Source organism: Actinoplanes sp. KI2, assembly GCF_025630775.1.
GTDB lineage: Bacteria > Actinomycetota > Actinomycetes > Mycobacteriales > Micromonosporaceae > Actinoplanes.
In genome coordinates this window covers 50560-73750 of the sequence record NZ_JAOSZE010000045.1, presented here as the reverse complement: position 1 = coordinate 73750, position 23191 = coordinate 50560, and the positions used below count along the sequence as shown (strand labels likewise).

The following is a 23191-nucleotide window of genomic DNA, read 5'->3' as shown; positions in this document are numbered from 1 at the left end:
CCAGGTTCACTTCTCGCCGGGTTTCTTCGACCACCGGGTTCTGCGGCCTTTCCCCGGCCGTCGTGGGCCGGGTGGTCGGCACATCGATTTCGGTCAGCCGGCAAAGCCGTCCGTCGGGTCACCCTGGCCGACATCGCGCCTTGGTCACGGTGCGGCCAGGGCCTCGGTCGGCTGCAACCGCGAGGCTCGGATGGCGGGGTAGACACCGGCGACCGCACCAACCAGCAGCGCACCGCCGGTGCCGCCGGCCACCGCCCACGCCGGGATCACCGCGGGCCAGTGCTGCCCGATGGCGTAGCCGATGGTGGCCAGCACACCGACCGTCGCTCCAGCCACGCCACCCAGCACCGCCAGCGCAATCGACTCGGCCAGGAACTGGATACGGATGTGACCGCGGTGCGCGCCCAGGGCTCGGCGCAGGCCGATTTCGCGTCGGCGTTCCAGTACGGAGATCACCATGGTGTTGGCCACCCCGATGCCGCCGACCAGCAGCGACACCCCGGCCAGGCCGAGCAGGAGGGCGCCGAACGCGTTTTCGGTGGCCCGCTTGGCGATCAGCGCGTCGGACGGCCGGCTCACTCGTACCAGACCCGGAAGTTGGGGGTTGACCGTCGCCGGAAGCACCGCCCGTACCTGTTCCAGGGCCGGCTCACGACAGCGGACATAGATGACCGTCGGGTGTCCGTCGAATCCGAGCAGGCGGTCGGCGGCGTCCCAGCCGACCAGCACCGACTGGTCGATGTCTGGTGCGAGTGGCACCGGTGCCAGGATGCCGACCACGCTGAACCAGCGGTTGTCGATGCTGACCTGCGGTGCCGGCTGCCCGGGGCGCAGCCGGTCCTGGCCGAGGCGGGTCGCGGCAACCGCGCCGAGAACGGCGGTCGGGAAGCGCTCGGTGGCCGGGGTCAAAAACCGGCCGGAGAGCAGGTGCGCGTTGATCGCCGGTAGCAGGTCGATGCGGCTGGCCAGCACCGTGAGTCCGGATCCGTCGTACTGGTCGACCAGGTCGGAGCGGCGAACCACGGCGTGCACGTTGGCGACCGCGCTGACCTCGGTGACCGGGCCGATCCGGGCGGTCATCGCGACCGATTCGACCGGCAGTGGGGCCGGCTGGTCGCCTTGCGACTCCGGTTCGATCCGGAGCAGGTTGGTGCCGAGCGAGGTGAGCCGGTCGCTGAGGGCCCGCTGGCTGGATGCCGGGATGCCGATCACGATGATCATCGTGGCGATGCCGATGGCGATCCCGAGCGCGGACAGGGCCGCCCGCAGCCGCCGGGTACGGATGCCGAGCAGGCCGAGGCGCACGACGTCGCCGGGTGCGAGCCTCATCGGGTGATCTCGTCGGCGACGATCCGGCCGTCGCGCATGGCGATCCGCCGGGGAAGCCGGGCCGCGATGTCTCGGTCGTGGGTGATCACGATGATGGTGGCTCCTTCGGCGTTCAGGTGTTCGAGAAGGGTCAGGACCGATTCGCCGGTCGCTGTGTCGAGCGCTCCGGTCGGCTCGTCGGCCAGCACCAGGGCGGGCTGGTTGACCACGGCGCGGGCGATCGCGACCCGCTGCTTCTCGCCGCCGGACAGCTGGTGCGGCCGGTGGTCGAGCCGGTGGCCCAGGCCGACCCGGTCGAGGGCTTGGGCCGCCATCGGTTTGCGTTGGCGATGGGGTACGCCGGCGTAGATAAGGCCGGTCGCGACGTTCTCGACGGCGCTCAGTCCCTCGGTCAGGTGGAACTGCTGGAACACGAAGCCGAGCCGTTGCCCGCGAAGATCGGACAGCTTGCGGTCGGACAGCGCGGTCACGTCGGTGCCGTCGATGCGGACCGTGCCCGCGGTGGGGCGGTCAAGCGTGCCCATCACGTTGAGCAGGGTGGATTTCCCGGAGCCGGACGGGCCGACAACGGCCACCAGCTCACCCCGCTCCACGGTCAGGGAAACCAGGTCGAGCGCGGCCACACCGGGGTAGGTACGGCTGACCGCGTCGACCTGCAGCACCGCGGTCACGGGGTCGTCACCACGGCGGTCCCGTCGGCCACATCCGGTCCACTGACCTGGACCATGCCGTTCGCGAACAGGCCGGTCGTGACGGCGATCAGCGTGCCGTCGGGCCGCTGCATCGCGTAGCCGCCCTCCTGAAGCGCGACGAGCGCGCCGACCGGGACCGCGAGAACGCCATTGCGGCTGATCGTGGTGAACCGGACCTGAACCGATGTGGAGTTGGACGAATCGACGGCATCGTCCGGCGCGATGGTCACCGTCATTTTCGGCGGTTGGTTTCCGTCGCCTGCGTCGGCGGCGGCCTGACTCACTGAGATGATCCTGCCGGGTGCAGCCTTGCCGTCCGCCCCGGTGATCGTCACGGCCATTCCGGTACGCAGCGACGATGCGTCGGCGGGGCTCATCGGCACGGTGACCACCTTGGCGGTCGAGGTGATCGACAGCAGCGGGCCGTCGGCCGGGTCGCCGAGCTGGGCGGTCACCGCGCTGACCCGGCCCGGCCCGGCGACGATGACCGCCTGCCCGGGCCGCAGCGCTCCCGGCTGGGGCAGGCCGAGGTCCCTTTGCCAGTGGCGGAGCGCGTCCAGCAGCGAGGCGTCGCAGACATCGTCATGGCGTGCGCTGGAGCGGTAGCCGAGCACGGTCAGGTTGTGCCGTAGCTGTCGCACGTCCCGTCCGGTCAGGCCGGGCTTGTCGATCGGCCGGAACAGCGGGGTGTCGCCGTAGAGCACGACGACGGGTTGGTCGTTCACCCGGTACAGGACCGTGCCACGCGAGATCGTGGCGCCGGTCTTGGGGAGCTTGGTGAGCACACCCGGGCCGGCGCCCTTGACCGGGTTGGCCGAGCCGAAGCCGAGCGTCCCGGCGACCATCCGGGTATCGGCGAGGTCCACCCTCCGCACCGTCGTCGTGGTCAGCGCCGGATCCGCGGACGCCTGCGCCGGCTCCGGCCGGGGCCGCAGCTCGATCGCCGCGACCGCCCCACCGACCAGAACAACCGCGACGACCCCGGCGACGACCGCGCTACTTCGCCGCGCCATGGCCACCGAAAACCTCAAGAATGCACGCCTTCTGAAGCTGGTCGACGTCAGGCGGTTCCGGGGTGTTGTCGTCGTCGTAGGTCCACTCGCCCGGCTGGGTCACGTGGACTTTCAGGCCATGCGCCCGCAGGCATTTCACGTTGTCGTTCCATTGGGCGGCGAAGTTGGGGTTCTTGTCCTCGTCCAGCTCCGGCGGCTGCAGGGGAAGCTTGGCCAAACAGGCCGTGTACGCCTGTTTGGGTTCACCGCTTTGATCCAGCGATCGTTTCCCGCCGGCGGCGTTGGTGCGGGCGGTGTTCACCTTGACACCGTGCGCGACCAGGCAATCGTCGTAGATGTTGTCCAGTCGGTCGCGTTCGGCGTCGCTGGTGTCCAGGCGCAGCTGGGGGCGCTGACCGCCCGACTCAGCGGACTGATGCGCGGCCGGCGCAGGGCTGCTGAGGCTCGCGACCTGCTTCTCATCACCACCGGCAGTGTTCTTGCCACCATCGGTGGCGGATTGCCCGCAAGCACCAAGCGCAAGCACGGCGGCGACAGCGGCACACAGGTGAAGGGTTTTCGGCATGCCCAACACCGTTGCGGCACCCTGTCAGGATCCTGTTGTGATCCGGTAGTGCTCCCATGCTGATCCGGTTGGCCGGCCCCGGCCCGCCTACACTCGCCGACGTGTGCGCATACGTGCTGGTCGCGGAGGACGACCCGAAGCAGGCCGAGCTGGCGCGTCGTTACCTGGAACACGAGGGGCACGCGGTGGCAGTGGTCGCCGACGGCCGGACCGCACTGGAGGAGATCCGGCGCAGCCCACCCGATGTGCTCGTGCTCGACCTGATGATGCCCCGCGTCGACGGTCTCGACGTCTGCCGCATCCTGCGCCGCGAGTCGGAGCTACCGGTGCTCATGCTGACCGCGCGCACCACCGAGGACGACCTGCTACTCGGGCTGGACCTGGGCGCGGACGACTACCTGACCAAGCCGTACAGCCCGCGCGAGCTCGCGGCCCGGATCCGCGCCCTGCTGCGCCGGACCCGCCCGTCAGCCACGGAGCACGATCCGGTCCTGCGGGTCGGCAACCTGCACGTCGATCCGGTACGCCACGAGGTGCACTGCGACGGCGATCCCATCGCCTGCACGCCGGCCGAGTTCCACCTGCTCGAGGTCCTGGCCGCCGAGCCGGGCCGGGCGTTCACTCGTGATCAACTATTGCGCCACCTGCACGGTTTCGACTCATATGTGACCGCGCGCACCGTTGACGTGCACGTGATGAACCTGCGCCGCAAGATCGAACCGGATCCGCGCCGCCCCATCCGCCTGATGACCGTCTACGGCATCGGCTACAAACTCTCCGATGGCTGAGCCGACGGCGCCGGGAAAACGCCGGAGCCTGCTTCTCAAGCTGCTGGCCCTCTCGGCAATAGTGTCGCTGCTGTCCATCACCGCAACCGCCTGGCTGGCCGTGCGCACCACCACCCGGGCCCTGCAGAAGGAACAGAGCCAGGCGCTGACCGACGACGCCCGCATCTACGACGCCCTGCTCGGCTACGCCGCCACCCACCACGACTGGACCCAAGCCGGCCCGCTGGTAAGCCGACTGGCCCACGAGACCGGCCACCGGATCGCCCTGACCGACCAGGCCCGCACGCCGATCGCCGACTCAGCAACCGGCAAGGCGCTGCCCGACCACGCCTCGGCCACCGTCGACCCCCTCAACATCAACGACAACCAGGCCGCCCCGGACAGTCGGATCGACCCCCGAGCGGTCGGCCCGTTCCAGCTGACCGCGGCCGAGCGCAGCTACCTGCAAGCGATCGCCACCCGGGTGATCAACTGCCTGCGCCAGCCACCCTCGCAGAGCCACCAGCGAGTGCTGGCGCGCACCGCGGAAACCGTCGACGAGCCGAGCGGCCGCCCCCGCATCGTCACCCCCGGTACCGACCTGGCCACCGACACCGCCTGCCGGCGCGGCCGCAGCGAGCTGGCAGCCTTGACCCAGACCGAGTCCAGGGCCCTGAACCAGCTCGGCGACCTGGTCAACGCCTGCCTCAAGCGCAGACACCTCCCGGCCGTCACGGTGGGCCTGGAGAACACCTGGACCTGGGTCGACCCGACACCGCCGCGCTCCGCGTCGGACAACACGACGGTCAGCGACTGCCTGGCCGCCTCCCGCCGGGAACAACTGGCCCCCTACACCGCACCGGCCGCGATGCTGTACGTGACCACCCCAGGCTCACCCACCCCGACCGGCTTCGACCTCTCACCAACCAACCGCGCCCGGATCGCCGCCGTCACCTCGCTCGTACTGCTCGCCGCGATCGGGGTGACCGCGCTGGTGGGGGTGCGACTGGTACGACCGCTACGGGCCCTGACCACGGCGGCCGGCCGGATGCGCGACGGCGACGGCACCGCCCGAGTCGCGGTCACCGGACGCGACGAGATCGCCCGGCTGGCCGCCGCGTTCAACGACATGGCCGAACGGCGCCACCAGATCGAACAGCTACGCCAGGCCATGGTCCACGACATCGCACACGAGATGCGCAGCCCCGTGACCAACATCCGGGGCTGGCTCGAAGCGGCCGGCGAAGGCGTCGTACCACTCGACCGGGACCTGATGGCGTCGCTGCTGGACGAAGCGCTGCTGCTGCACCACGTGATCGACGATCTGCAAGACCTGGCCGCCGCCGACGCCGGCGAACTGCGGTTGCACCCGGAGCAGATCGACCTCGCCGACCTGCTCCCCATGGTCGCCGAGGCCTTCGCCGCATCCGCCGACCGAGCCCGGGTCGCCCTCGCCGTCCACGCACCGCCGGCGGTCGTCCACGCCGACCCGATCCGCCTACGGCAGGCGCTGGGCAACCTGCTCTCCAACGCGATCCGGCACACACCCGCCGGCGGCCAGGTCACTGTCACCTCGCACACGGAAGGCGACGCCCAACTGATCGACGTGGCCGACACCGGACCCGGGTTGTCGGCCGACGAGCAGACCCTGGTCTTCGAACGATTCTGGCGGGCCGAGAAGTCACGCAGCCGGATGACCGGAGGCAGCGGCCTCGGCCTCTCGATCGTACGCAAGCTCGCCGAAGCCCACGGCGGCAGCGTGACCGTACGTAGCAAGCCCGGCGAAGGCGCAACCTTCACCCTGCGCCTGCCGCGATGACGCCGCCTCGGCCGAGCCGAAACCCAGCCCGGCACGGGCGGCTCACCCCTTGACCGCCCCGGTGAGCCCGCCGACGATGCGGCGTTCGAACAGGCTGAAGAACACCAGCGCCGGGATCATCGACAACGAGGTGAACGCGAGCACCTTCGCCGTGTCCACCGAGTACGCCGACGCGAACGCCTGCACGCCCAGCGGCAGGGTGAAGGTGTCCTGGTTGTTCAGGATGAACAACGGCAGCAGGTAGCTGTTCCAGCTGTTGACGAACGAGAGGATGCCCACGGTGATCAGGCCCGGCACCGAGAGCGGGATCACCATCCGCCAGAAGAAGCCCAGCCGGCTGCAGCGGTCGATGGCCGCGGCCTCCTCGAGCTCCTTGGGGATCGCCCGCAGGAACGGAACCAGGATGATCACCGTGATCGGCAGCCCGAACGCTATCTGCGGAAGGATGACGCCGGGCAGCGTGTCCACCAGGCCCAGGTTCTTCACCAGGATGAACAGCGGCGTGATCGCGACCGTCACCGGGAACATGAGACCGGAGGCGAACAGCGCGTACAGCGCCCCGCGGCCCCGGAACTTGTACCGGGCCAGGACGTAACTCGCCATGACGCCCAGCACGACGATGCCGACGGTCGTGGCGACCGACACGATCACCGAATTGCCGATCTGACGCCAGAACACGGGATTGGTCAGGGTGTCGGTGTAGTTGGTGTACACCCACGGATCCGGCAGGCCGGCCGGACTGACGGTGATCTGCGAGTTGGTCCGGAAACCGCCGAGAATGATGTAGATGACCGGCCCGATCATGACGCCGATCAGAAGCAGCGCGGCGAAGTAGACCACCGGGCTGCCCCAGCCGCCGCTCGTCCTCGGCCGTCGACCGGCCGTTGTGCTCGTGGCCATGTCCTAAGTTCCCTCGGTTAGCGCGCCCTCGGTGTCCCGGCGCAGCACGAAGCGCTGGTACCCGAGCGCGATGATCAAAGTGATGAAGAACAGCACGACCGCCACCGCGTTGCCGTAGCCGTAGTTGGCCGCGTTGCGGCCCTCGACGACCATGTAGGTCGCCATCGTGGAGGTGCCGGCGGTCGACGCCACGTACTGACCCCAGATGATGTAGACGAGGTCGAACAGCTGCAGCGAGCCGATGATCGACAGGAAGGCCCAGATCCGGATGGTCGGCCCGAGCAGGGGCAGGGTGATATGCCGCTGGATCTGCCAGTACGACGCGCCGTCCACGGCGGCCGCCTCGGACAGCTCCTCCGGGATGTTCTGCATGCCGGCCAGGAACAGGATCACCGCGAAACCGATGTACTTCCAGACCAGGATGAACATCAGGGTCCAGATGGCGAGTTGCGGATTCGACAGCCAGTCCTGTTTCAGCCCTTCGAGACCGATCGCGTCGAGGACGCCGTTGACCGCCCCTTCGGTCTGCAGCATCAGGCTCCAGGCCGTCCCGACGATGACCTCGGAGATCACGTACGGGACGAAGATCAGGATCCGGATGAGCGACTGGCCGCGCATCCTGTGGTTGAGCAGCAGGGCGAGGACGAGCGCGATCGGGCCCTGGATGACGAGCGAGGACACCAGGATGATGCCGTTGTGCCACAGCGCCGCCTGGAAGGAACTGTCCTGGAGGATGGTCTTGTAGTTGTCGAGGCCGACGAAGTTGGTCGGTACCCCGTAGCCCTTCCATTTGTAGAAGCCGTAGTACCCGGCCATCACGACCGGGAAGATCACGAATGTGAGGAACATCAGGATCGCCGGGCCGGACAGCGCCACGATCTCCAGACGTTGCGCCCAGCCGATTCCACGCCGGCGGGGACGGAACGGAGGCGGCGCTTGCCCGCCGCCCCCGTTCCGTACCGCTACGCCGATCGCTTCCTCGGTGACCGCGGAGCTCTTGCCACCGAAGTCGCCGCTCATCGCTTGGCTTCCTCTCAGCCCTTCTTGGCGGCGTCGTTCACGGCCTTGATGATTCCGGCGACGTCACCCTTTCCGGCGAGCATGTTGACGACCGCGACGTTGAGCGCGTTGCCGACGTTCTGGCCGTAGACCGTGTCGAGCCACTGCGAGACGTACGGCGCCTTGTTGTAGGCGTCGAGAACCGCCTTCAGGTACGGCTCGGTGACCGCGGACTGGGCTTCCTTGCTGATCGGCAGCGAGTTGAACGCCTTGTAGTAGGCGATCTGGACGTCCTTGGTGGCGAGGTAGTTGAGGAAGTCGGCACACTCCTTCGGCGCCTTGACATAGCAGGAGAGCCCGTCGGCGCCACCCATGATCGCGGCCGGGTCGCCCTGGCCGCCCGGCACCGACGGGAACGGGAAGAAGCCGAGGTCGGGCAGCGGTTTCTGGTCCTTGGTCAGGCCCGCGATAACGCCCGGGTCCCAGGAGCCCATGAGCTCCATGCTCGCCTTGTGGTTGGCGAGCAGGCCGGCCGAGCTGCCCGCGCCCTGCTGCGCCGAGGTGGTCAGGAACCCGTTGTTGAACGGCTTCGTTGCGGCGAACGCATTCAGGTCGTTACCGGCCTTCGTCCAGCACGGGTCGTCGAAGGTCTTGCTCTTGGCCGTGGCGTCGAGGGTGGCCTTGCTGCAGGCGCGCAGCGCGAACCAGTAGTACCAGTGAGCGGCCGGCCAAGCGTCCTTGCCGCCCAGGGCGATCGGCGTCCCCTTGGCCTTGAGTTTGGTCACCGCCGCGTTGAGCTCGTCCAGATTGGTCGGCGGCGTGTCCACCCCGGCCGCCTTGAACAGATCCTTGCTGTACCAGAGACCGCCGGGCAGGACCGACTGGGGAATCGCGTACACCTTGCCGTCGAGCGACCCGGTGCCCAGGGCGGCGTCGCCGACCGCCGCCTTGGTCTCCGGGGTGACCAGGTCGGTGAGATCCTTGAGCTGGCCGGCCTCGACCATCGCGGCCATCTTGCCGCCGCCCCGCTGGAGGAATATCTCGGGCGCCGAACCGGAGTTCAGCGCCGTCTGGAGCTTGCCGTCCAGATCTTCGTTCTGCACCGTCTGGATCTTGATGGTGACGTTGGGGTGCGCGGTGTGGTAGTCGGCGGCCGCCTTTTCCCAGAAGGCTTTGCCGGGACCGGTCGTGGCGTTCTCCCACAGCTGCATCGTGACGTTGCCGCCCGAGGAGCCTTTGTCGTCGCCGCCTCCACAGGCGGCCAAACCCATGGCGCTCAACGCCACCACGGCGGCCGCTGCGAGGGTCCTGTTAGGTGCCATGTAAGCCCACCTCTCGAGCCCGAAAGTTTCGGAACGTTTCCGGAATATGACGCTCAAGCTAGGAAGAGAGGCATGGGCATGTCAATATATTCGCCACGATGATCAAAACCGTACGTGTAACGATTCCGCACCAGCCGTCATGAGAATGTCGGGTAGCGGGTGCCCATGAGCGGAGAATGATGGAGGAACCCCCGCTCGACGAGCGGGCCGCAGTCGTGCCCAAGAGCTGAAAGCTCGGTGAAACGTTTCGGAAGTTACGCCATTACGGCGACCTCCTCGGTCATGGTCGGCCGGCGGCGGTTCCGGGTGCGAGGCGGGCGGTGAGCTCGCCGACGCCGTCGCCGGTGAGCTGGGACAGCGCGGCCGTGCGACCGCAGCACACCAGGAGCAGGGCGGCCATGGGCCCCTGGACGGCCGGCCCGTCGCCGGCGGTCCAGGAGATGTCGGTTGCGGTGAGCCGGAGGCCGGCCATCTTCTTCACCGAGGGCAGCGGCGGCGGCCAGCGCATCGAGAGCACCCGGTCGGCCGCGACCGCGGCGGCGTCGGCGGGCACGTCGAGCCGGCGGCCGAGCGGGATGGCGATGTCCTGGCTGTGCACCAGGATGTCGCACAGAATTTCCAGGTAGGTGCCGCCGAAGATGTGCCGCCGCGAGCCGATGGTGGCCCGGATCTCGGCGATCAGCTGCTCGGTGGTCAGGGCCGAAGCGCGGAGCCGGGCGACGTGCGCGACGGTGCGGTCGACGCTGCCCCGCCACTTGAGCATCTGGCCGAGCACGGCGCCGGGGCCGAGCTGCTGGAGCGTGAGGTGGGCGGCAACCTCCCGGACGGTCCAGTCCGCGCAGAGCGAGGACCGGCGCCACTCGTCGTCGCCGAGGCCGGCAAGCAGGTCGCACAGGCCGGCCCGGTGCGCGTCGACGGCCTGCCAGATCTGGTCGGTGTTCATGACGGGACCTCCGCGGACAGTGGACGGATCACGGTGGTGACGAGCGTGGTGATCTGGTCGGTCGGGTCGAACGCGGGATCGGGGATGGCCAGGTCGTGCAGGACGACGCCGGTCCAGTGGTTCATGATGATCGGCGCGTCGCGCTCGGGGTCGCTCGAGCCGGCGGCCCGCAGCCGGGTCATGAACCAGGCGTTGACCCGGGCGCCGGTGGCCAGCAACTGCGCGCGAACGGCCGGGTGGATGCCGGCCTCGACCAGGATCGCGTAGCGGGCGAGCATCAAGGTGCGCTGCGGCCCGGTCGCGGTCCTGGCGGCCGCGACGAGCACCCGGGCCAGGTCGAGGGGCGTCGTCGGGTACATCGACATCGCGAGCTCGTTCCAGAGCGCCTGCTCACGGGCGGCGAACCGCTCGACAACCGCGTCGAGCAGGGCATCCCGCGTACGGAAATGGTTGGAGGTCGATCCAGCCGGAAGGCCGGCCTGGGTGTCGACGGCGCGATGGCTGAGCGCGTGAATGCCGCGCTCGCCGAGAACGGTGATCGCCGAGTCGAGAAGCTGTTCGCGCCGGGTGGCCATGACCGCAGACTACTACGAAAGTTGTGCCTTTCACTACGGTCGTAGTGTCACCGAGTCCGCGACGGCGATGCGCGGGCGGCAGAGCGCCGCCGTGACCGGGGCCAGAGTTGATACGTATTATGTCTGAAGACCGCAGCGGCCCTCGATGCGGACCGAGGCATCGGAGGAGCGCATGACGGAAACGACGGAGGCGGCCGTGAACGGTCCCTTTCCGCCGGCGCGGCGAAAGCGGCCCGCCAACCTCGCGCATGCGGTCACGGCGGAGCTCGTGGACAGCATCGTGCGCGGCGTGCATCCGCCGGGCAGCAGCCTGCCACCCGAGCCGGTCCTGGTGGACGGGTTCGGCGTGAGCCGGACCGTCGTCCGCGAGGCGGTGAAGCTCCTCCAGGCGAAGGGTCTGGTGCAGGTCCGCCAGGGTTCCGGAACGGTCGTCACGCCGCCGACCATGTGGGACATGCTGGACGAGCTCGTCCTGAGTGCGACCATCGCCGAGGACGATGGCGTGATCGTGCTGGACGACCTCGTCGTCACCCGCCGGTTGCTGGAGGCGGACATGGCCAACGTGGCCGCACGGGTGGCCGACCCGGAGACCATCGATCGCCTGGCCGCCCTCGTCGGCGAGATGGACGGCCTCGTGCACGACCACGTCACGTACGCCGAGCGCGATCGGGCCTTCCACGACACCATCATGCGGGCATCCGGCAATCGCATCGCCCGTGCCGTGGTGCGGTCGCTCGAGAGCCAGGTGATCAATACCGCGCGCTACCTGGGCCGGCCGAAACGGTCGCTGTGCGTGGCCTCGAACCGCGGTCACCGCCGCATCTACGAATGCATCGCGGCGCGAGACCCGGGCGGTGCCGCCGAGGCCATGTTCCGGCACATCACCGAGGCCTGGCTCGTGCGCCGGGGCGGCCCGGGCGACCCGGTCCGGCTGCAGCGCTGATCGCCGGCATCAGTGGGTAAGGTACGAGCCGTGACGGCCGCATCCGATGGGTTCAAGCTCCCGCCGCGCCAGCGCGCCGAGCGGCTGAGCGTCGCCGTCGTGACCGAGCTGGTCGAGCTGATCGTCACCGGGCAGCTGGCCGAGGGCACGTTGCTGCCGCCCGAGGGACCGCTCAGCGAGCACTTCGGCGTGAGCCGCACCGTGATCCGCGAGTCCGCCAAGCGGCTCGAGGAGAAAGGCTTGCTGATCATCAGCCAGGGCCGGGGCACCCAGGTGGCCCGCTCCGGGTCGTGGAACATGCTCGACCCGGTCGTGCTCTCCGCCCTCATCGACAACGACGAGTCGTTGGGCGTGCTCGACGAGCTGACCGTCGTGCGGGGAAATCTCGAGGCCGCCATGGCCGCAGCGGTGGCCGCCAACCGCACCCCGGAGGAGCTGACCCGGGTCGAGCACGCCCTGCAGGTGATGCGGCAGACGCAGCACGAGAGCGACTCCTTCAACGAGGCGGACGTGGTCTTTCACCTCACGGTGATGGAGCTGTCCCGCAACCGCTTGGCCGAGAACATCACCAAGCGGCTGTACCGCCGTGCGCTCGAGAGCAAGAGATTCCACGGGATGCAGTACGAGGGTGCGTTCAGCTCCACCCTCGACCAGCACGCCCTGGTCGTCGACGCGATCGCCCGCCAGGACGCCGCCGCCGCGGAGAAGGCCATGCGCGACCACATCATCGGCTCGTGGCAGCGACGCCGGTTCGAGCCGTCTCGCGGCGACGCGGAGGCCTAGAAGTCCACGCTCGCGGCCGGGAGGTGCCCGGCCGCCACCAGATCGCGCCACAGCCGCCGGGGAACGTCGCTCTCGAACCGGCGGGCGTCCTCGTCGACCTCGCGCGCGGAACCCATACCGACGGCGACGGCGGCGACGGCCGGATGCAGAAGCGGAAAGGCAAGCGCGACGGCGGGCAGCTCCACCCGGTGTTCCCGGCAGATCGCGGCGATCTGCCGCGCCCGCTGGAGCACCGCCGGATCGGCCGCGCGGTACTCATAGGCGGCGCCCGGTGCCGGCTCGGTGGTCGCGAGCAGACCGGTGCCGAAGACGCCGGCCGCGACGACCGGTACGCCGGCCCGCCGGGCCGGAGCCAGCACCGTGTCGAGAGCGCCGTGTTCGAGCAGCGAGTAGCGGTTGGCCAGCATCACCACGTCGACGAGGCCGTCCTCGACAAGGCGGTCGAGCCCGGCGGTGGCGTTGGTTCCGATGCCGACGGCCCGGACCAGCCCGGCGGCTTTCAGCGGCGCGAGGGCGGCCAGGCCCTCGCGGGCGGCGCCGTCCCAGGCCTGGTCGGGGTCGTGGACGTACACGATGTCGATGGTGTCCAGGCCCAGCCGCGACAGGCTCTGCTCGAGCGAGCGGCGGACCCCGGCGGCCGAGAAGTCCCATCGCCGGAGCAGATCACCGGGAACCGCGAATCCCTCCGTGTCCTGGGCGACCGGTCGTCGATTGGGGATCAGCAGGCGGCCGACCTTGGTCGAGACCACGAACTCGTCGCGCGGGCGGCCACGCAGACCGGCGCCTACCCGGCGTTCGGACAAGCCGAGGCCGTAGTGCGGCGCCGTGTCGAAGTACCGGATGCCGGCGTCCCACGCCCGTTCCATCGTCCGCTCCGCCTCGTCGTCGCCCATCGGCCGGGCGAAGTTGCCCAGCGGCGAGCCGCCGAAACCCAGAACACCGTGCGGGGTCCGGGCCCGGTCCAGGATCCGCCACGCCTCGCTCGTCATCGGCCGAGCTGGTAGAAGGCGGAGCCGGTCTCGGACAGGATCGCCGCACGCTCGGCCGGGCTCAGCTCGGCGATCAGCGTGTCGACCGTCGCCCGCCAGCTGACGGCGCCCGCACCCAGTTCGGCGACCGGCCAGTCGGAGCCGTACATGAGCCGGCCCGGACCGAACGACTCGAGCGCGACGTCCACCGCGCGGCGCAGACCATCGGGGTCGTGCTTCACGAGCCCGGCCAGCCCGGAGACCTTCGCCCAGGTGTTGGGGCGGCGGGCCAGTTCGCGTAGGTTCCCGGCCCACGCCTCGGGGTCGTCCGTCTCGGCGGCTCCGCCGAGGTGGTCGACGACGAAGCGGACGTCGGCGTGTGCCCCGGCGAGGGCTGTGGCCATCGGCACCTGCCACCACCGTACGACCAGGTCGAAGGTCAGGCCGCGCTCGCCCAGCCGGGCCAGGCCGGCGTTGAGGACGGTCCTGGCCAGCCAGAGGGGATCGGGATCGAGGTGCGCCAGGTGCCGGACACCGACCAGCCGCCGCGCCGCCGCGGCAGCCAGCTCGTCGAGTTGCCGGCCCGGATCGGCGGTGAGATCGACCCAGCCCACCACACCGGCGATGCCCGGCATGCGGTGCCCCAGCAGGCGCCGCGTCTCGGCGACACTGTTGCTGGACTGCACGACCACGGCCGTGTCCATGCCGGTTGCTTGCAGCATCCGGTCGAGGTCACCGGGGAAGAAGTCACGATCGATCGCCGCCATCGTCGCCGGGTCGATCCACGGTTGCGGATCGGTGGACCGGTCCCAGAGGTGGACGTGGCTGTCCAGGGTGGGCGTCACCACAGGTCACGTGCCGAGTCGGGGACCAGGCGCAGGCCCGCGCGGCCGGGGCGAACGTGCGGCCCGGCGTCCTGCGCGGGTGGGTTGGCAGCCCGGCCGGCTCGGATGCCGCTCTCGTCGACCCGGATGCCGATTCCCGGTTCGTCCCCGAGAACGATCCCTCCGTCGGCGTACTCCTGGTCCACCCGCAGGCCGATCGGCGAGGTGAGGCCTTGGACCTCGAAGGCCAGGTGGTTCGGTACGGCCACGGCGGCGTGGGCCACCGGGTTGGTGTGGTAGGCCACCGGGCTCACCGGCAGGTCACGGCTGTGCGCCACCGCGGCCACCCGGAGGAAGTGGGTGATGCCCCACACGTTGCCCACCTGCACGATGTCGACCGCGTCGGCGTCCAGCAACGGGCGGTACTGCTCGAGGCCGGTGAGGTTCTCGCCGGTCGCGACGGCGGCCCGGATGCCCCGCCGCACCGAGGCGAGCCCGGCGGCGTCCCATCGGCGTACCGGCTCCTCGATCCAGGTGAGATCGAACTCGCGCTCGAGGGCGGTCACATACCGTACGGCCTGCGAACGGTTCCAGGATTCGTTCGCGTCGAACATGAGGGCGGGGTTCGCCGAGTTGCGGCCCAGCACCTCGCGCAGGATCTCCAGCCGGCGGAGGTCGTCGCCGAGGTTCCGCCCACCCTTGAGTTTGCCGGCGCCGAAGCCCCGGTCGGCGAATTCCGTATAGAGACGGGCAAGCCCTTCGTCGTCCAGCGCGATGTCCAGACCGGAGGCATAGCCCGGTACGAACCGGTCGAGGCCGCCGAGCGTGCGCCACAGAGGTTCGCCCGCGGCCTTCGCCTTGAGATCCCACAAGGCGATGTCGATCGCGCCGATCGCGCCGAACGTCGACCCCGCGTGCCCGGTCTTGAAGACCCGGGCGAGCATCCGGTCGTAGAGGGCCGACACGCCCCGCGGATCCTGCCCCTCCACGGCGTCGAACACCCGATCGACATCGCCGTGCGGGCCGATGCCCACGCCGTCGATTCCGGCGTCGGTCTCCAGGATCAGCACGTGCACCTCGGTACGCGGGCCGGACATCACCCCGTTCGCGTCGCCGATCAGCCGCCCCCAATCGTGCTCGGTCGTCAGGCTGCGGTATCCGGTGACCTTCACTGTTGCTCCTTCTCGGCCGCTGTTCGACTCATTCCTTCGTGCCGCCCGCCGTCATCCCGGCGACCAGGAATCGCTGGGAGAAGAGGAAAACGATCAGCACCGGCAACACCGAGATCACCGTCGCCAGAGCGAGTGTCGGCAGTTGCACGGATTGCGTCCCGGCGGAACTGGGATTGAACGCCGGTGTGGACGCGAGCAGGGAGGTGAGTCCCACCTGGATCGGGTACCCGTCGCTGGAGGGCAGCATCACGAACGGCAGGAAGAAGTTGTTCCAGCTCTGCACGAAACTGAAGAAGGCGACCAGGGCGACGATCGGCGCCGCCAGCGGCAGAGCGACCCGGGCGAACACCTGGAACTCCGTACATCCGTCGATTCGCGCCGCGGACAGCAGGTCCCGCGGGATGCTCGTCGAGAAATAGATGTAGGTGAGGTAGACGCCGAACGGGAAGAACGACATCGGCAGGATCACCGAGAGCGGACTGCCGATCAGGCCCAGTGTGTTGAGCTCGAGAAAGATGGGCAGGACGAGTGCGGTGTTCGGGATCAGCATGACGATCAGCGTCACGATCAGCAGCAGCCGCCGGAATCGGAACCGGGTCAGCGCCAGCGCGTAGCCGGCCGGGATGCCGGCGATGAGCGTGATCACCAGCGCGCCCACGGCGTACAGCGCCGAGTTGGCCACCCACGTCGTGACCGCGCCGTCCTGGAAGGCGAAGAGCTGCTGCCAGTTGGCCCGCAGATCGGCGAGGCTGCCCGGAGCGAACGGGTTGTCCACGATGAGGCCGCGGGCCGACTTCGTCGTCGCCAGCAGCAGCCAGACGATCGGGATGGCGAAGAACAGCACGAAGATCGCGAGCAGGACCCCGACGATCGTCCGGCCGCTCCAGCCGCCGAGCCCCGGGCGCCTTTCGGTGGTTGCAGTCGTCATGGTCAGTCCGTCTCGAACAGGCCGCCGCGCAGCACGAACACCGCGGAGAGCGCGAGGGCGATGACCAGCAGCAGCAACGAGATGGCCGCCGCGCCGTTGAAGTCGTTCTGCTGGAACGCGTACTGGTAGGCCAGCTGGTTGAGCGAATAGTCGTTCGGCACCACCGCGTTGCTGGCCTGTGAGAGCAGTTGCGGCTCGACGAAGAGCTGAATCCCCGCGGCGAGCGACATGATCCCCAGGTACGAGATCCACTTGCGCAGCAGCGGAAGCTGGATGCGCCAGGCGATCTGGATCGGGCCGGCGCCGTCGATCCGGGCGGCCTCGATCACGTCGGCGCTGATGTTGTTGAGCGCGCCGTACATGATCACGATCCAGCCGCCGGCGCCGGTCCAGAATGCGATGATCGCGAAGATCGGCGGCAGGTTGGCGGGCACGATGACCTGGACGAAGCTGTCGAAACCCAGGAACCGCAGCAGGCCGCCGACCGGGCTGGCCGTCGGGTCCAGCAGGAACAGCCAGAGCAGCACGCTCGACGCGCCGGCCAGCGCGCCGGGCAGATAGAAGATCAACCGCAGGCTGCTGCCGAGCCACCGTAGCCGGAGGGCATGCACCGCGATCGCCAGGACCGTCACGAACAGGACGAGGGCAACCAGCCAGATCACCAGGAAGTACGCGACGTGCCCGACGGCGGGCAGGAACCGGAAGTCCTTGACGACCTTGGTGAAGTTGGCCGCCCCGGCGAAGCCGCCGTTCGCGTCGGTGACGGCGAGGTACAGCGCGTACAGGGCGGGCACGACCCCGAAGGCCAAGGTGAGGGCCGTGTAGAGGGAGATGAAGAGATAGCTGATGGCGCCGCGGCCGCGGCCGGATCGCCGGCCGCCCGGCCGGTGGCGCGGAAGCGCCGCCGGCCGTGCGGTCTGTTCCACAGCGGTCATTGGACCGTGTAACCGTTGACCTGGGCCTGGTTCTTGATCGCCGTTTCCCACTGGGGAAGCATGTCGACCAGGCTCTTGCCGCCGGCGATGGCCGGGGTCATGGTCTTGGCCCAGATCGCCTCCTGGCTGAAGGTCCCGTAACCCCAGCCGTCCCAGATCTCGGTGCCGGCCTTGACGATCGACTGCAGATCGGTCGCGTAGTACCCGCTCGACTCCTGCTTCTTGATCCATTTGTCGCCGGCTGCCGCGAAGGCCGGGTAGCCGGGGGCCAGGTTCACCTGGTAGTCGTCGGCCGTGGTGACGAACTCGGCGAACTTCTCCGCGGCCTTGAGGTTCTTCGAATGGCTGCTGATGAACCACGTTCCGCCACCGACGTTGCCGGTCACCGCGGCGTCGCCCGGCCAGGCGAGCGGGGCCGCGACGCCGAGCTGCCCCTTCGGTACGTTCAGCGACTGCGGGTTGTTGAAGATCGCCCCGGCGTACCAGGCCGGTCCGGGCATCACCAGGACCTTGCCGGTGTACTTCTTGACGAACTCGGGCGTGAAGACGCTGACGTTGGGCGTGGTGCCGTTCTTGATGAGGGTGTCGAGCATGGCGGCGACCCGCTTGCACTCGGCGGTGTCGGTGTTGACCGTGACGGACGTGGGCCCGGTGATGCCGTTCGCCTGGCACTTGCCGCTCCAGAAGTAGATCTCCGGCGCGAACGCGTCGCCGACGGTACCGACGAGGTAGCCCGGGTGCTCCCGCGCCACCTTCTCGCCGAGCGCCTGATACTCCTCCCAGGTGGTCGGCACCGGGTAGCCGAACTTGGTCAGCAGGCTCTTGTCGTACCAGAACACCACCTGGGCGAGGTCGTTGCGCAGGCAGTAGACCTTGCCCTGCACGGTGCACGGGGCGAGCGCGCCCGGGGTGAACCCGTCGAGGGTGGCCTTGGGGACCAGTCCGCCGCTCAGCACGGCCGCGAACGCCTGCTTGCCGTTGGACTTCTGGCTCGCCCACGCCGCGTCGTTGTTCTGGCTCGAGAACACCACGTCCGGCCAGCCGCTGCCGGCCCGGTCGAACAGTTGCATCTTGGTCCGGAACGAGTTGGAGCCGTTCGCGGAGCCGTCGTAGGTGACCACCTTGATCGCGACGTCGGGGTTGGCCTTCTTGAAGGCGTCGACCGCCGTCGAGCGGTCGGCGTCCACCCACACCGTGATCTCAGCCTTGTCGTCCTGCGCGACCTGCGGAAAGCCGTAGGAGCCGGTCGAGGAGCCACCGCTGCCGCCGCCACAGGCGGCCAGCGCCAGAGCGAGGGCTAAGACCGCGGCGCCGCCGAAGGAGCGTGTTGCTCGTGCGATTCCACCCATATTGAGGTCCTTTGTCGAGGAGACCGTATTGACGGGGAGCTCATCGCCACGAAATATAAGAGCATACGTATTACGTTTGCAAGGCCCCGCCAGCACGAGAGGACACCCGGATGAAGGCTGCGGCGTACCACGGCCACGGTCGCCTGGAGACGGTGACGCTCGACGTCGAGCCACCCGGCCCCGGCCAGCTCCAGATCGCGGTCGCCTACTGCGGCCTGTGCGGGACCGACCTGCACATCGTCCACGGCGACATGGACTCGCGAGTCCGGATGCCGCTGGTCTTCGGCCACGAGACCGCCGGCCGGGTGGCCGCGATCGGGCCGGGGGTGCGGGGCTGGTCGATCGGTGACCCGGTCACCGTGCTGCCGCTGATCTGGGACGGCACCTGCGCCGCCTGTCTCGCCGGTCATCAGCACATCTGCCAGAACCTGGTCTTCGTCGGCATCGACTCCCCCGGCGGTCTCCAGCAACGGTGGAACGTGCCGGCGTCCATCGCCGTGCCACTTCCGCCCGGCCTGGATCTGCGGACCGCCGCGCTCGTCGAGCCGGTCGCCGTCGCGGTGCACGACGTCCGACGCTCGGAGCTGCAGATCGGTGATCGTGCCGTCGTGCTCGGCGGCGGCCCGATCGGCGTGCTCATCGCCGCCGTCGCCCGGGACGCCGGCGCCGACGTCCTCGTCGCGGAGGTCGACCCCACGCGCCGCGGTCGCATCGCCGAGCTCGGCTTCCGGGTGATCGATCCCGGATCGGACGACCTCGCCGGCGAGGTCGAGCGATGGACCGCCGGCGTCGGGGCGGACGTGGTGTTCGAGGTGTCCGGAGCGGCCGCTGCGGCCCGGTCCACCACCGTGCTGGCCAAGGTCCGGGGCACGATCGTCGTCGTCGCCATTCACGCCGCTCCGCGCGAGATCGACCTGCAGCGAGTGTTCTGGCGCGAGTTGCGGCTGCTGGGCACCCGGGTCTACCAGCGCTCCGACTTCGACCGCGCGATCGAGCTGCTCGCGCGGGGCCGGGTCCCGGTGGACGCGCTCATCTCCGCCGTCGTCCCGCTGGAGGAGACCGCCTCCGCGATCGCGGACCTCTCGGCCGGGCGGGCCATGAAGATCCTGGTCGACGTCGCCGGCGAGGCGCACCGATGAACGCCCTGTTCGACCTCCACGGCCGGCTGGCCGTCGTCACCGGCGCGCGCCGCGGCATCGGCCGCGCCATGGCCGAGGCGCTCGCCGCCGCGGGCGCGGACATCATCGGCGTCAGCGCCCGGCTCCGGGACGACGACGAGGTCGCCACCGCCGTCCGCCGGCTCGGCCGCTCCTTCGAGGGACACGCGGTGGATTTCGCCGACCGCGGCGCTGTGCTGGCACTCGGCGCCGTGCTGGCCGGGCGAGCCCCCGACATTCTGATCAACAACGCCGGAACGATCGAACGGGCTCCCGCCGCGACGCATCCTCTCCAGTGGTGGGACCGCGTGATCGAGGTGGACCTGTCCAGCCAGTTCGCCCTGACCCAGCTGGTCGCCGGACCGATGCTGGAGCGCGGCAGCGGCAAGGTCGTATTCACCGCGAGCATGCTGAGCTTCCAGGGGGGCATCAACGTGCCCGGTTACACCGCCGCCAAGTCCGGCATCGCGGGCGTCACCCGGGCCCTGGCCAACGAGTGGGCCGGCCGGGGAGTCAACGTCAACGCCATCGCGCCGGGCTACATCGCCACCGACAACACCGAGGCGCTGCGCGCCGACCCGGAACGATCGAGCTCGATTCTGGGACGGATTCCCGCGGGCCGCTGGGGACGCCCCGACGACCTCGCCGGAGCGGCGATCTTCCTCTGCTCGGCCGCGTCGGATTACGTCTCCGGCGCGATCCTCGCGGTGGACGGCGGCTGGCTCGGGCGCTGATCGGCGGGTTCGGTCGGCCCACCGTGCCGCGCCGCCGCCGCCGTCCCGTCCCGTCCGGAACAAGAAATTTACTCACGTCAACTTCCGCCCGGCATCCCGTAGATAGAAGGATCTACATAGATAGATGCCTACTTCCTAATTTATCGGGAGGAAGTCTGTGAGAACCGCTATCGCGCTGGCCGCCACCATCGCGCTGGCCGGCGGAGGGCTGGCGGCGACCGCCACAACCGCGTCGGCCGCACCGCCCGCCGCACCGGGAACGTCGCTGATCGACGCAGCCCATCGGGCGCTCACCCAGCACCCCACCGCCGCCAGAACCTCGCCCAAGGATGCCTACCAGGTCTACAGCAGCAAGACCGACGCCGCCGGCCGCGGTGTCGTTCGCTACACGCGCACCTACTCCGGGCTGCGCGTCTACGGCGGCGACCTGGTCGTCCGCACCGACGCCAAGGGGGGTTACACCGGCAGCTCGGTCGGGCTGACCGCACCGCTGGCGCTGAGCACCACCCCCTCGACCACCGCCGCGCAGGCCCGCCGGACGGCCACAGCCGCATTCACCGGCACGGTGACCAGCACCGGCTCACCGAAACTGTTCGTCGACGCCAGGCGCGGTACCGGCGTGCTGTCCTGGGAGACCGTGGTCAGTGGCCGGCGGCCGGACGGGCAGACGCCGTCCCGCCTGCACGTCATCAGCGACGCCCGCACCGGTAAGGTCACCGGCTCCTACGACGAGATCGAGAGCATCGCGGGCACCGGCAACAGCCTCTACGCGGGTCAGGTGCCGATCGAGACGACGCTCTCCGAGTCCACCTACACCCTCACCGACCCGGTACGCGGCAACGGTTACACCTGCGACATGGGCAACCGGACCTCGGGCACCTGCACCACCTTCGCCGACGCCGACAACGTCTGGGGCACCGGCGCCACCGGCGACCGCGCCTCGGCCGCCGTGGACGCGCACTTCGGGGCCGCGACGACGTTCGACTATTTCAAGAACGTGCACGGCCGCAACGGCATCTTCGGCAACGGAGCGGGCGTGCCGTCCCGGGTCCACTACGGCAGCGCGTACGTCAACGCGTTCTGGGACGGCAGCCAGATGACCTACGGCGACGGCTCCGGCAACGCGAGGCCGCTGGTCGCGCTGGACGTGGCCGGGCATGAGATGTCACACGGTGTCACCGCGAACGTGGTGCCCGGCGGGCTCACCTACTCCGGCGAGTCGGGCGGGCTGAACGAGGCCACCAGCGACATCTTCGGCAGCATGGTGGAGTTCTACGCGGACAGCACCGCCGACGCCGGGGACTACGACATCGGCGAGAAGATCAACATCAACGGCAACGGCACCCCGCTGCGGTACATGTACAACCCCACCCTCGACGGCTCCTCGCACGGCTGCTGGTCGACCACCACGAAGAACATCGACGTGCACTACTCCTCCGGCGTCGCCAACCATTTCTTCTTCGACCTCGCCGAGGGCAGCGGCGTCACCCCGTACGGGACCTCGCCGCTCTGCGGTTCGGCGGAGCCGGTCACCGGTATCGGCCGGGACAAGGCCGCGGCGATCTGGTTCCGCGCGCTGGACGCCTACTTCGTGTCCAGCACCACCTACGCCGCGGCGCGCGGCTACACCCTGTCCGCCGCCGCCGACCTGTACGGCTTCTGCAGCACCGAGTACAAGGCCGTGCGGGCCGCGTGGACCGCGGTGAACGTGGCCGGGGACGACATCTGCTCCACCGGCAACGACTTCACCCTCACCCTGTCGTCGAGCACCGCAGCGGTCGACCCCGGCACGTCCGCCACGCTCACCGCGAGCACCGCGCTGATCAACGGCGAGGCCGAGGCGATCACCTTCGCCGCCGGCGCCACCCCGGCCGGGGTCACCGTGTCGTTCGAGCCCGCCACCATCACCGCCGGTGAGTCCACCACGGTCACGGTCAGCGTGGACGCCGGCGCCGGCCGCAGCACCGCCCCGGTCACCATCACCGCCACCGCCGCGTCGATCACCCGGTCGGCGGCGCTCACCGTCAGCGTCAACAGCGGACCCGGCTGCTCCGGCACCAACGGCACCGACGTCGCCATTCCCGACAACACCACCGTGCAGAGCACCATCGGCCTCACCGACTGCGCCACCGCCCCGTCCACGGCCAGCACCGTCGAGGTGCACATCGTCCACACCTACATCGGCGACCTGGTGGTCAGCCTGATCGCGCCGGACGGCACCGCCTACGTCCTGCACAACCGGGCCGGCGGCAGCGCCGACAACATCAACCAGACCTACACCCTGAACCTGGCCGGCGAAGCCCCGAACGGCACCTGGACATTGCGCGTCCAGGACGCCGCCTCCGCCGACACCGGCTACCTCGACAGCTGGACGCTCTCCCTCTGAGTGCCGCCCCGCTGACTGCCGCGCCGGGCGGCGGCCGCCACGCCGCCGCCCGGCCGTCATATTGGTTTGGCCCTATTCGCCAAATAGC

At 69.5% G+C, this 23191-nt stretch carries 22 protein-coding genes; 7 read left to right on the top strand and 15 right to left on the bottom strand.

Annotation, left to right across the window (positions count from 1 at the left end):
* Positions 1 to 144: 144 nt before the first annotated feature.
* Genes ODJ79_RS37110 through ODJ79_RS37095 form a run of 4 tightly spaced genes read right to left on the bottom strand, consistent with a single transcriptional unit; the run spans position 145 to position 3599 of the window.
* Positions 145 to 1329, bottom strand: coding sequence for an ABC transporter permease (locus tag ODJ79_RS37110; protein WP_263028357.1), 1185 nt, complete (start codon positions 1327 to 1329; stop codon positions 145 to 147).
* Entirely contained in the window at positions 1326 to 2000 is a 675-nt protein-coding gene (locus ODJ79_RS37105; RefSeq protein WP_263028356.1) for an ABC transporter ATP-binding protein, read from the bottom strand. Before ODJ79_RS37105 ends, ODJ79_RS37110 begins: the two co-directional genes overlap by 4 nt.
* Complete coding sequence (locus ODJ79_RS37100) at positions 1997 to 3034, bottom strand: HlyD family secretion protein (protein WP_263028355.1); 1038 nt, start codon at positions 3032 to 3034, stop codon at positions 1997 to 1999. Before ODJ79_RS37100 ends, ODJ79_RS37105 begins: the two co-directional genes overlap by 4 nt.
* Complete coding sequence (locus ODJ79_RS37095; RefSeq protein ID WP_263028354.1) at positions 3018 to 3599, bottom strand: hypothetical protein; 582 nt, start codon at positions 3597 to 3599, stop codon at positions 3018 to 3020. Before ODJ79_RS37095 ends, ODJ79_RS37100 begins: the two co-directional genes overlap by 17 nt.
* 101 nt (positions 3600 to 3700) lie before the next feature.
* Between ODJ79_RS37095 and ODJ79_RS37090 the strand changes: the two genes are divergently transcribed.
* Positions 3701 to 4387 carry a response regulator transcription factor gene (locus tag ODJ79_RS37090; protein ID WP_263028353.1) on the top strand — a complete coding sequence of 229 codons (687 nt, stop codon included), beginning with the start codon at positions 3701 to 3703 and terminating at the stop codon, positions 4385 to 4387.
* The gene (locus ODJ79_RS37085) at positions 4380 to 6185 is read left to right on the top strand and encodes a sensor histidine kinase (RefSeq protein WP_263028352.1); all 1806 of its coding nucleotides are present in this window, start codon (positions 4380 to 4382) and stop codon (positions 6183 to 6185) included. The genes ODJ79_RS37090 and ODJ79_RS37085 overlap by 8 nt, the downstream gene beginning before the upstream one ends.
* Before the next feature lie 42 nt (positions 6186 to 6227).
* On the opposite strand, the gene ODJ79_RS37080 is transcribed toward ODJ79_RS37085, so the two are convergent.
* The 5 genes from ODJ79_RS37080 to ODJ79_RS37060 all read right to left on the bottom strand — a co-directional run bounded on the left by ODJ79_RS37080 (position 6228) and on the right by ODJ79_RS37060 (position 10924).
* Entirely contained in the window at positions 6228 to 7085 is an 858-nt protein-coding gene (locus ODJ79_RS37080; protein WP_263028351.1) for a carbohydrate ABC transporter permease, read from the bottom strand.
* A gap of 3 nt (positions 7086 to 7088) precedes the next feature.
* Complete coding sequence (locus ODJ79_RS37075; protein WP_263028350.1) at positions 7089 to 8105, bottom strand: carbohydrate ABC transporter permease; 1017 nt, start codon at positions 8103 to 8105, stop codon at positions 7089 to 7091.
* 14 nt (positions 8106 to 8119) lie between these two features.
* Positions 8120 to 9406 (bottom strand): ABC transporter substrate-binding protein, encoded by a 1287-nt coding sequence (locus ODJ79_RS37070; RefSeq protein ID WP_263028349.1) that lies wholly within the window; start codon positions 9404 to 9406, stop codon positions 8120 to 8122.
* 280 nt (positions 9407 to 9686) lie between these two features.
* Positions 9687 to 10349 carry a maleylpyruvate isomerase family mycothiol-dependent enzyme gene (locus tag ODJ79_RS37065; protein WP_263028348.1) on the bottom strand — a complete coding sequence of 221 codons (663 nt, stop codon included), beginning with the start codon at positions 10347 to 10349 and terminating at the stop codon, positions 9687 to 9689.
* Positions 10346 to 10924: a TetR/AcrR family transcriptional regulator gene (locus ODJ79_RS37060; RefSeq protein ID WP_263028347.1), complete on the bottom strand. Its 579-nt coding sequence runs from the start codon at positions 10922 to 10924 to the stop codon at positions 10346 to 10348. Before ODJ79_RS37060 ends, ODJ79_RS37065 begins: the two co-directional genes overlap by 4 nt.
* Before the next feature lie 172 nt (positions 10925 to 11096).
* Between ODJ79_RS37060 and ODJ79_RS37055 the strand changes: the two genes are divergently transcribed.
* On the top strand, positions 11097 to 11867 hold the full coding sequence (locus ODJ79_RS37055; protein WP_263028346.1) for a FadR/GntR family transcriptional regulator: 771 nt from the start codon (positions 11097 to 11099) through the stop codon (positions 11865 to 11867).
* A 30-nt stretch (positions 11868 to 11897) separates the two neighbouring features.
* A complete protein-coding gene (locus ODJ79_RS37050; RefSeq protein WP_263028345.1) occupies positions 11898 to 12650 on the top strand; it encodes a FadR/GntR family transcriptional regulator in 753 nt (250 codons plus the stop codon).
* Here the strand turns inward: ODJ79_RS37050 and ODJ79_RS37045 are convergent.
* From ODJ79_RS37045 to ODJ79_RS37020, 6 genes are read right to left on the bottom strand one after another with little or no spacing between them, the layout of a single operon-like run.
* Positions 12647 to 13639, bottom strand: coding sequence for an aldo/keto reductase (locus ODJ79_RS37045; RefSeq protein WP_263028344.1), 993 nt, complete (start codon positions 13637 to 13639; stop codon positions 12647 to 12649). The genes ODJ79_RS37050 and ODJ79_RS37045 overlap by 4 nt on opposite strands.
* Positions 13636 to 14463 (bottom strand): amidohydrolase family protein, encoded by an 828-nt coding sequence (locus tag ODJ79_RS37040; RefSeq protein WP_263028343.1) that lies wholly within the window; start codon positions 14461 to 14463, stop codon positions 13636 to 13638. Before ODJ79_RS37040 ends, ODJ79_RS37045 begins: the two co-directional genes overlap by 4 nt.
* On the bottom strand, positions 14460 to 15614 hold the full coding sequence (locus ODJ79_RS37035; RefSeq protein WP_263028342.1) for a mandelate racemase/muconate lactonizing enzyme family protein: 1155 nt from the start codon (positions 15612 to 15614) through the stop codon (positions 14460 to 14462). Before ODJ79_RS37035 ends, ODJ79_RS37040 begins: the two co-directional genes overlap by 4 nt.
* Positions 15615 to 15642: 28 nt before the next feature.
* Positions 15643 to 16542, bottom strand: coding sequence for a carbohydrate ABC transporter permease (locus ODJ79_RS37030; RefSeq protein WP_263028341.1), 900 nt, complete (start codon positions 16540 to 16542; stop codon positions 15643 to 15645).
* Between the two features lie 2 nt (positions 16543 to 16544).
* Entirely contained in the window at positions 16545 to 17477 is a 933-nt protein-coding gene (locus ODJ79_RS37025) for a carbohydrate ABC transporter permease (RefSeq protein ID WP_263028340.1), read from the bottom strand.
* Positions 17474 to 18826: an ABC transporter substrate-binding protein gene (locus ODJ79_RS37020; RefSeq protein ID WP_263028339.1), complete on the bottom strand. Its 1353-nt coding sequence runs from the start codon at positions 18824 to 18826 to the stop codon at positions 17474 to 17476. Before ODJ79_RS37020 ends, ODJ79_RS37025 begins: the two co-directional genes overlap by 4 nt.
* A gap of 110 nt (positions 18827 to 18936) precedes the next feature.
* Here ODJ79_RS37020 and ODJ79_RS37015 point away from each other — a divergent pair, with 110 nt between their 5' ends.
* The 3 genes from ODJ79_RS37015 to ODJ79_RS37005 all read left to right on the top strand — a co-directional run bounded on the left by ODJ79_RS37015 (position 18937) and on the right by ODJ79_RS37005 (position 23103).
* Entirely contained in the window at positions 18937 to 19965 is a 1029-nt protein-coding gene (locus ODJ79_RS37015; RefSeq protein WP_263028338.1) for a zinc-dependent alcohol dehydrogenase, read from the top strand.
* Positions 19962 to 20717 carry an SDR family oxidoreductase gene (locus ODJ79_RS37010; RefSeq protein WP_263028337.1) on the top strand — a complete coding sequence of 252 codons (756 nt, stop codon included), beginning with the start codon at positions 19962 to 19964 and terminating at the stop codon, positions 20715 to 20717. The genes ODJ79_RS37015 and ODJ79_RS37010 overlap by 4 nt, the downstream gene beginning before the upstream one ends.
* A gap of 157 nt (positions 20718 to 20874) precedes the next feature.
* Positions 20875 to 23103 carry a M4 family metallopeptidase gene (locus ODJ79_RS37005; protein ID WP_263028336.1) on the top strand — a complete coding sequence of 743 codons (2229 nt, stop codon included), beginning with the start codon at positions 20875 to 20877 and terminating at the stop codon, positions 23101 to 23103.
* Positions 23104 to 23191: the final 88 nt, after the last annotated feature.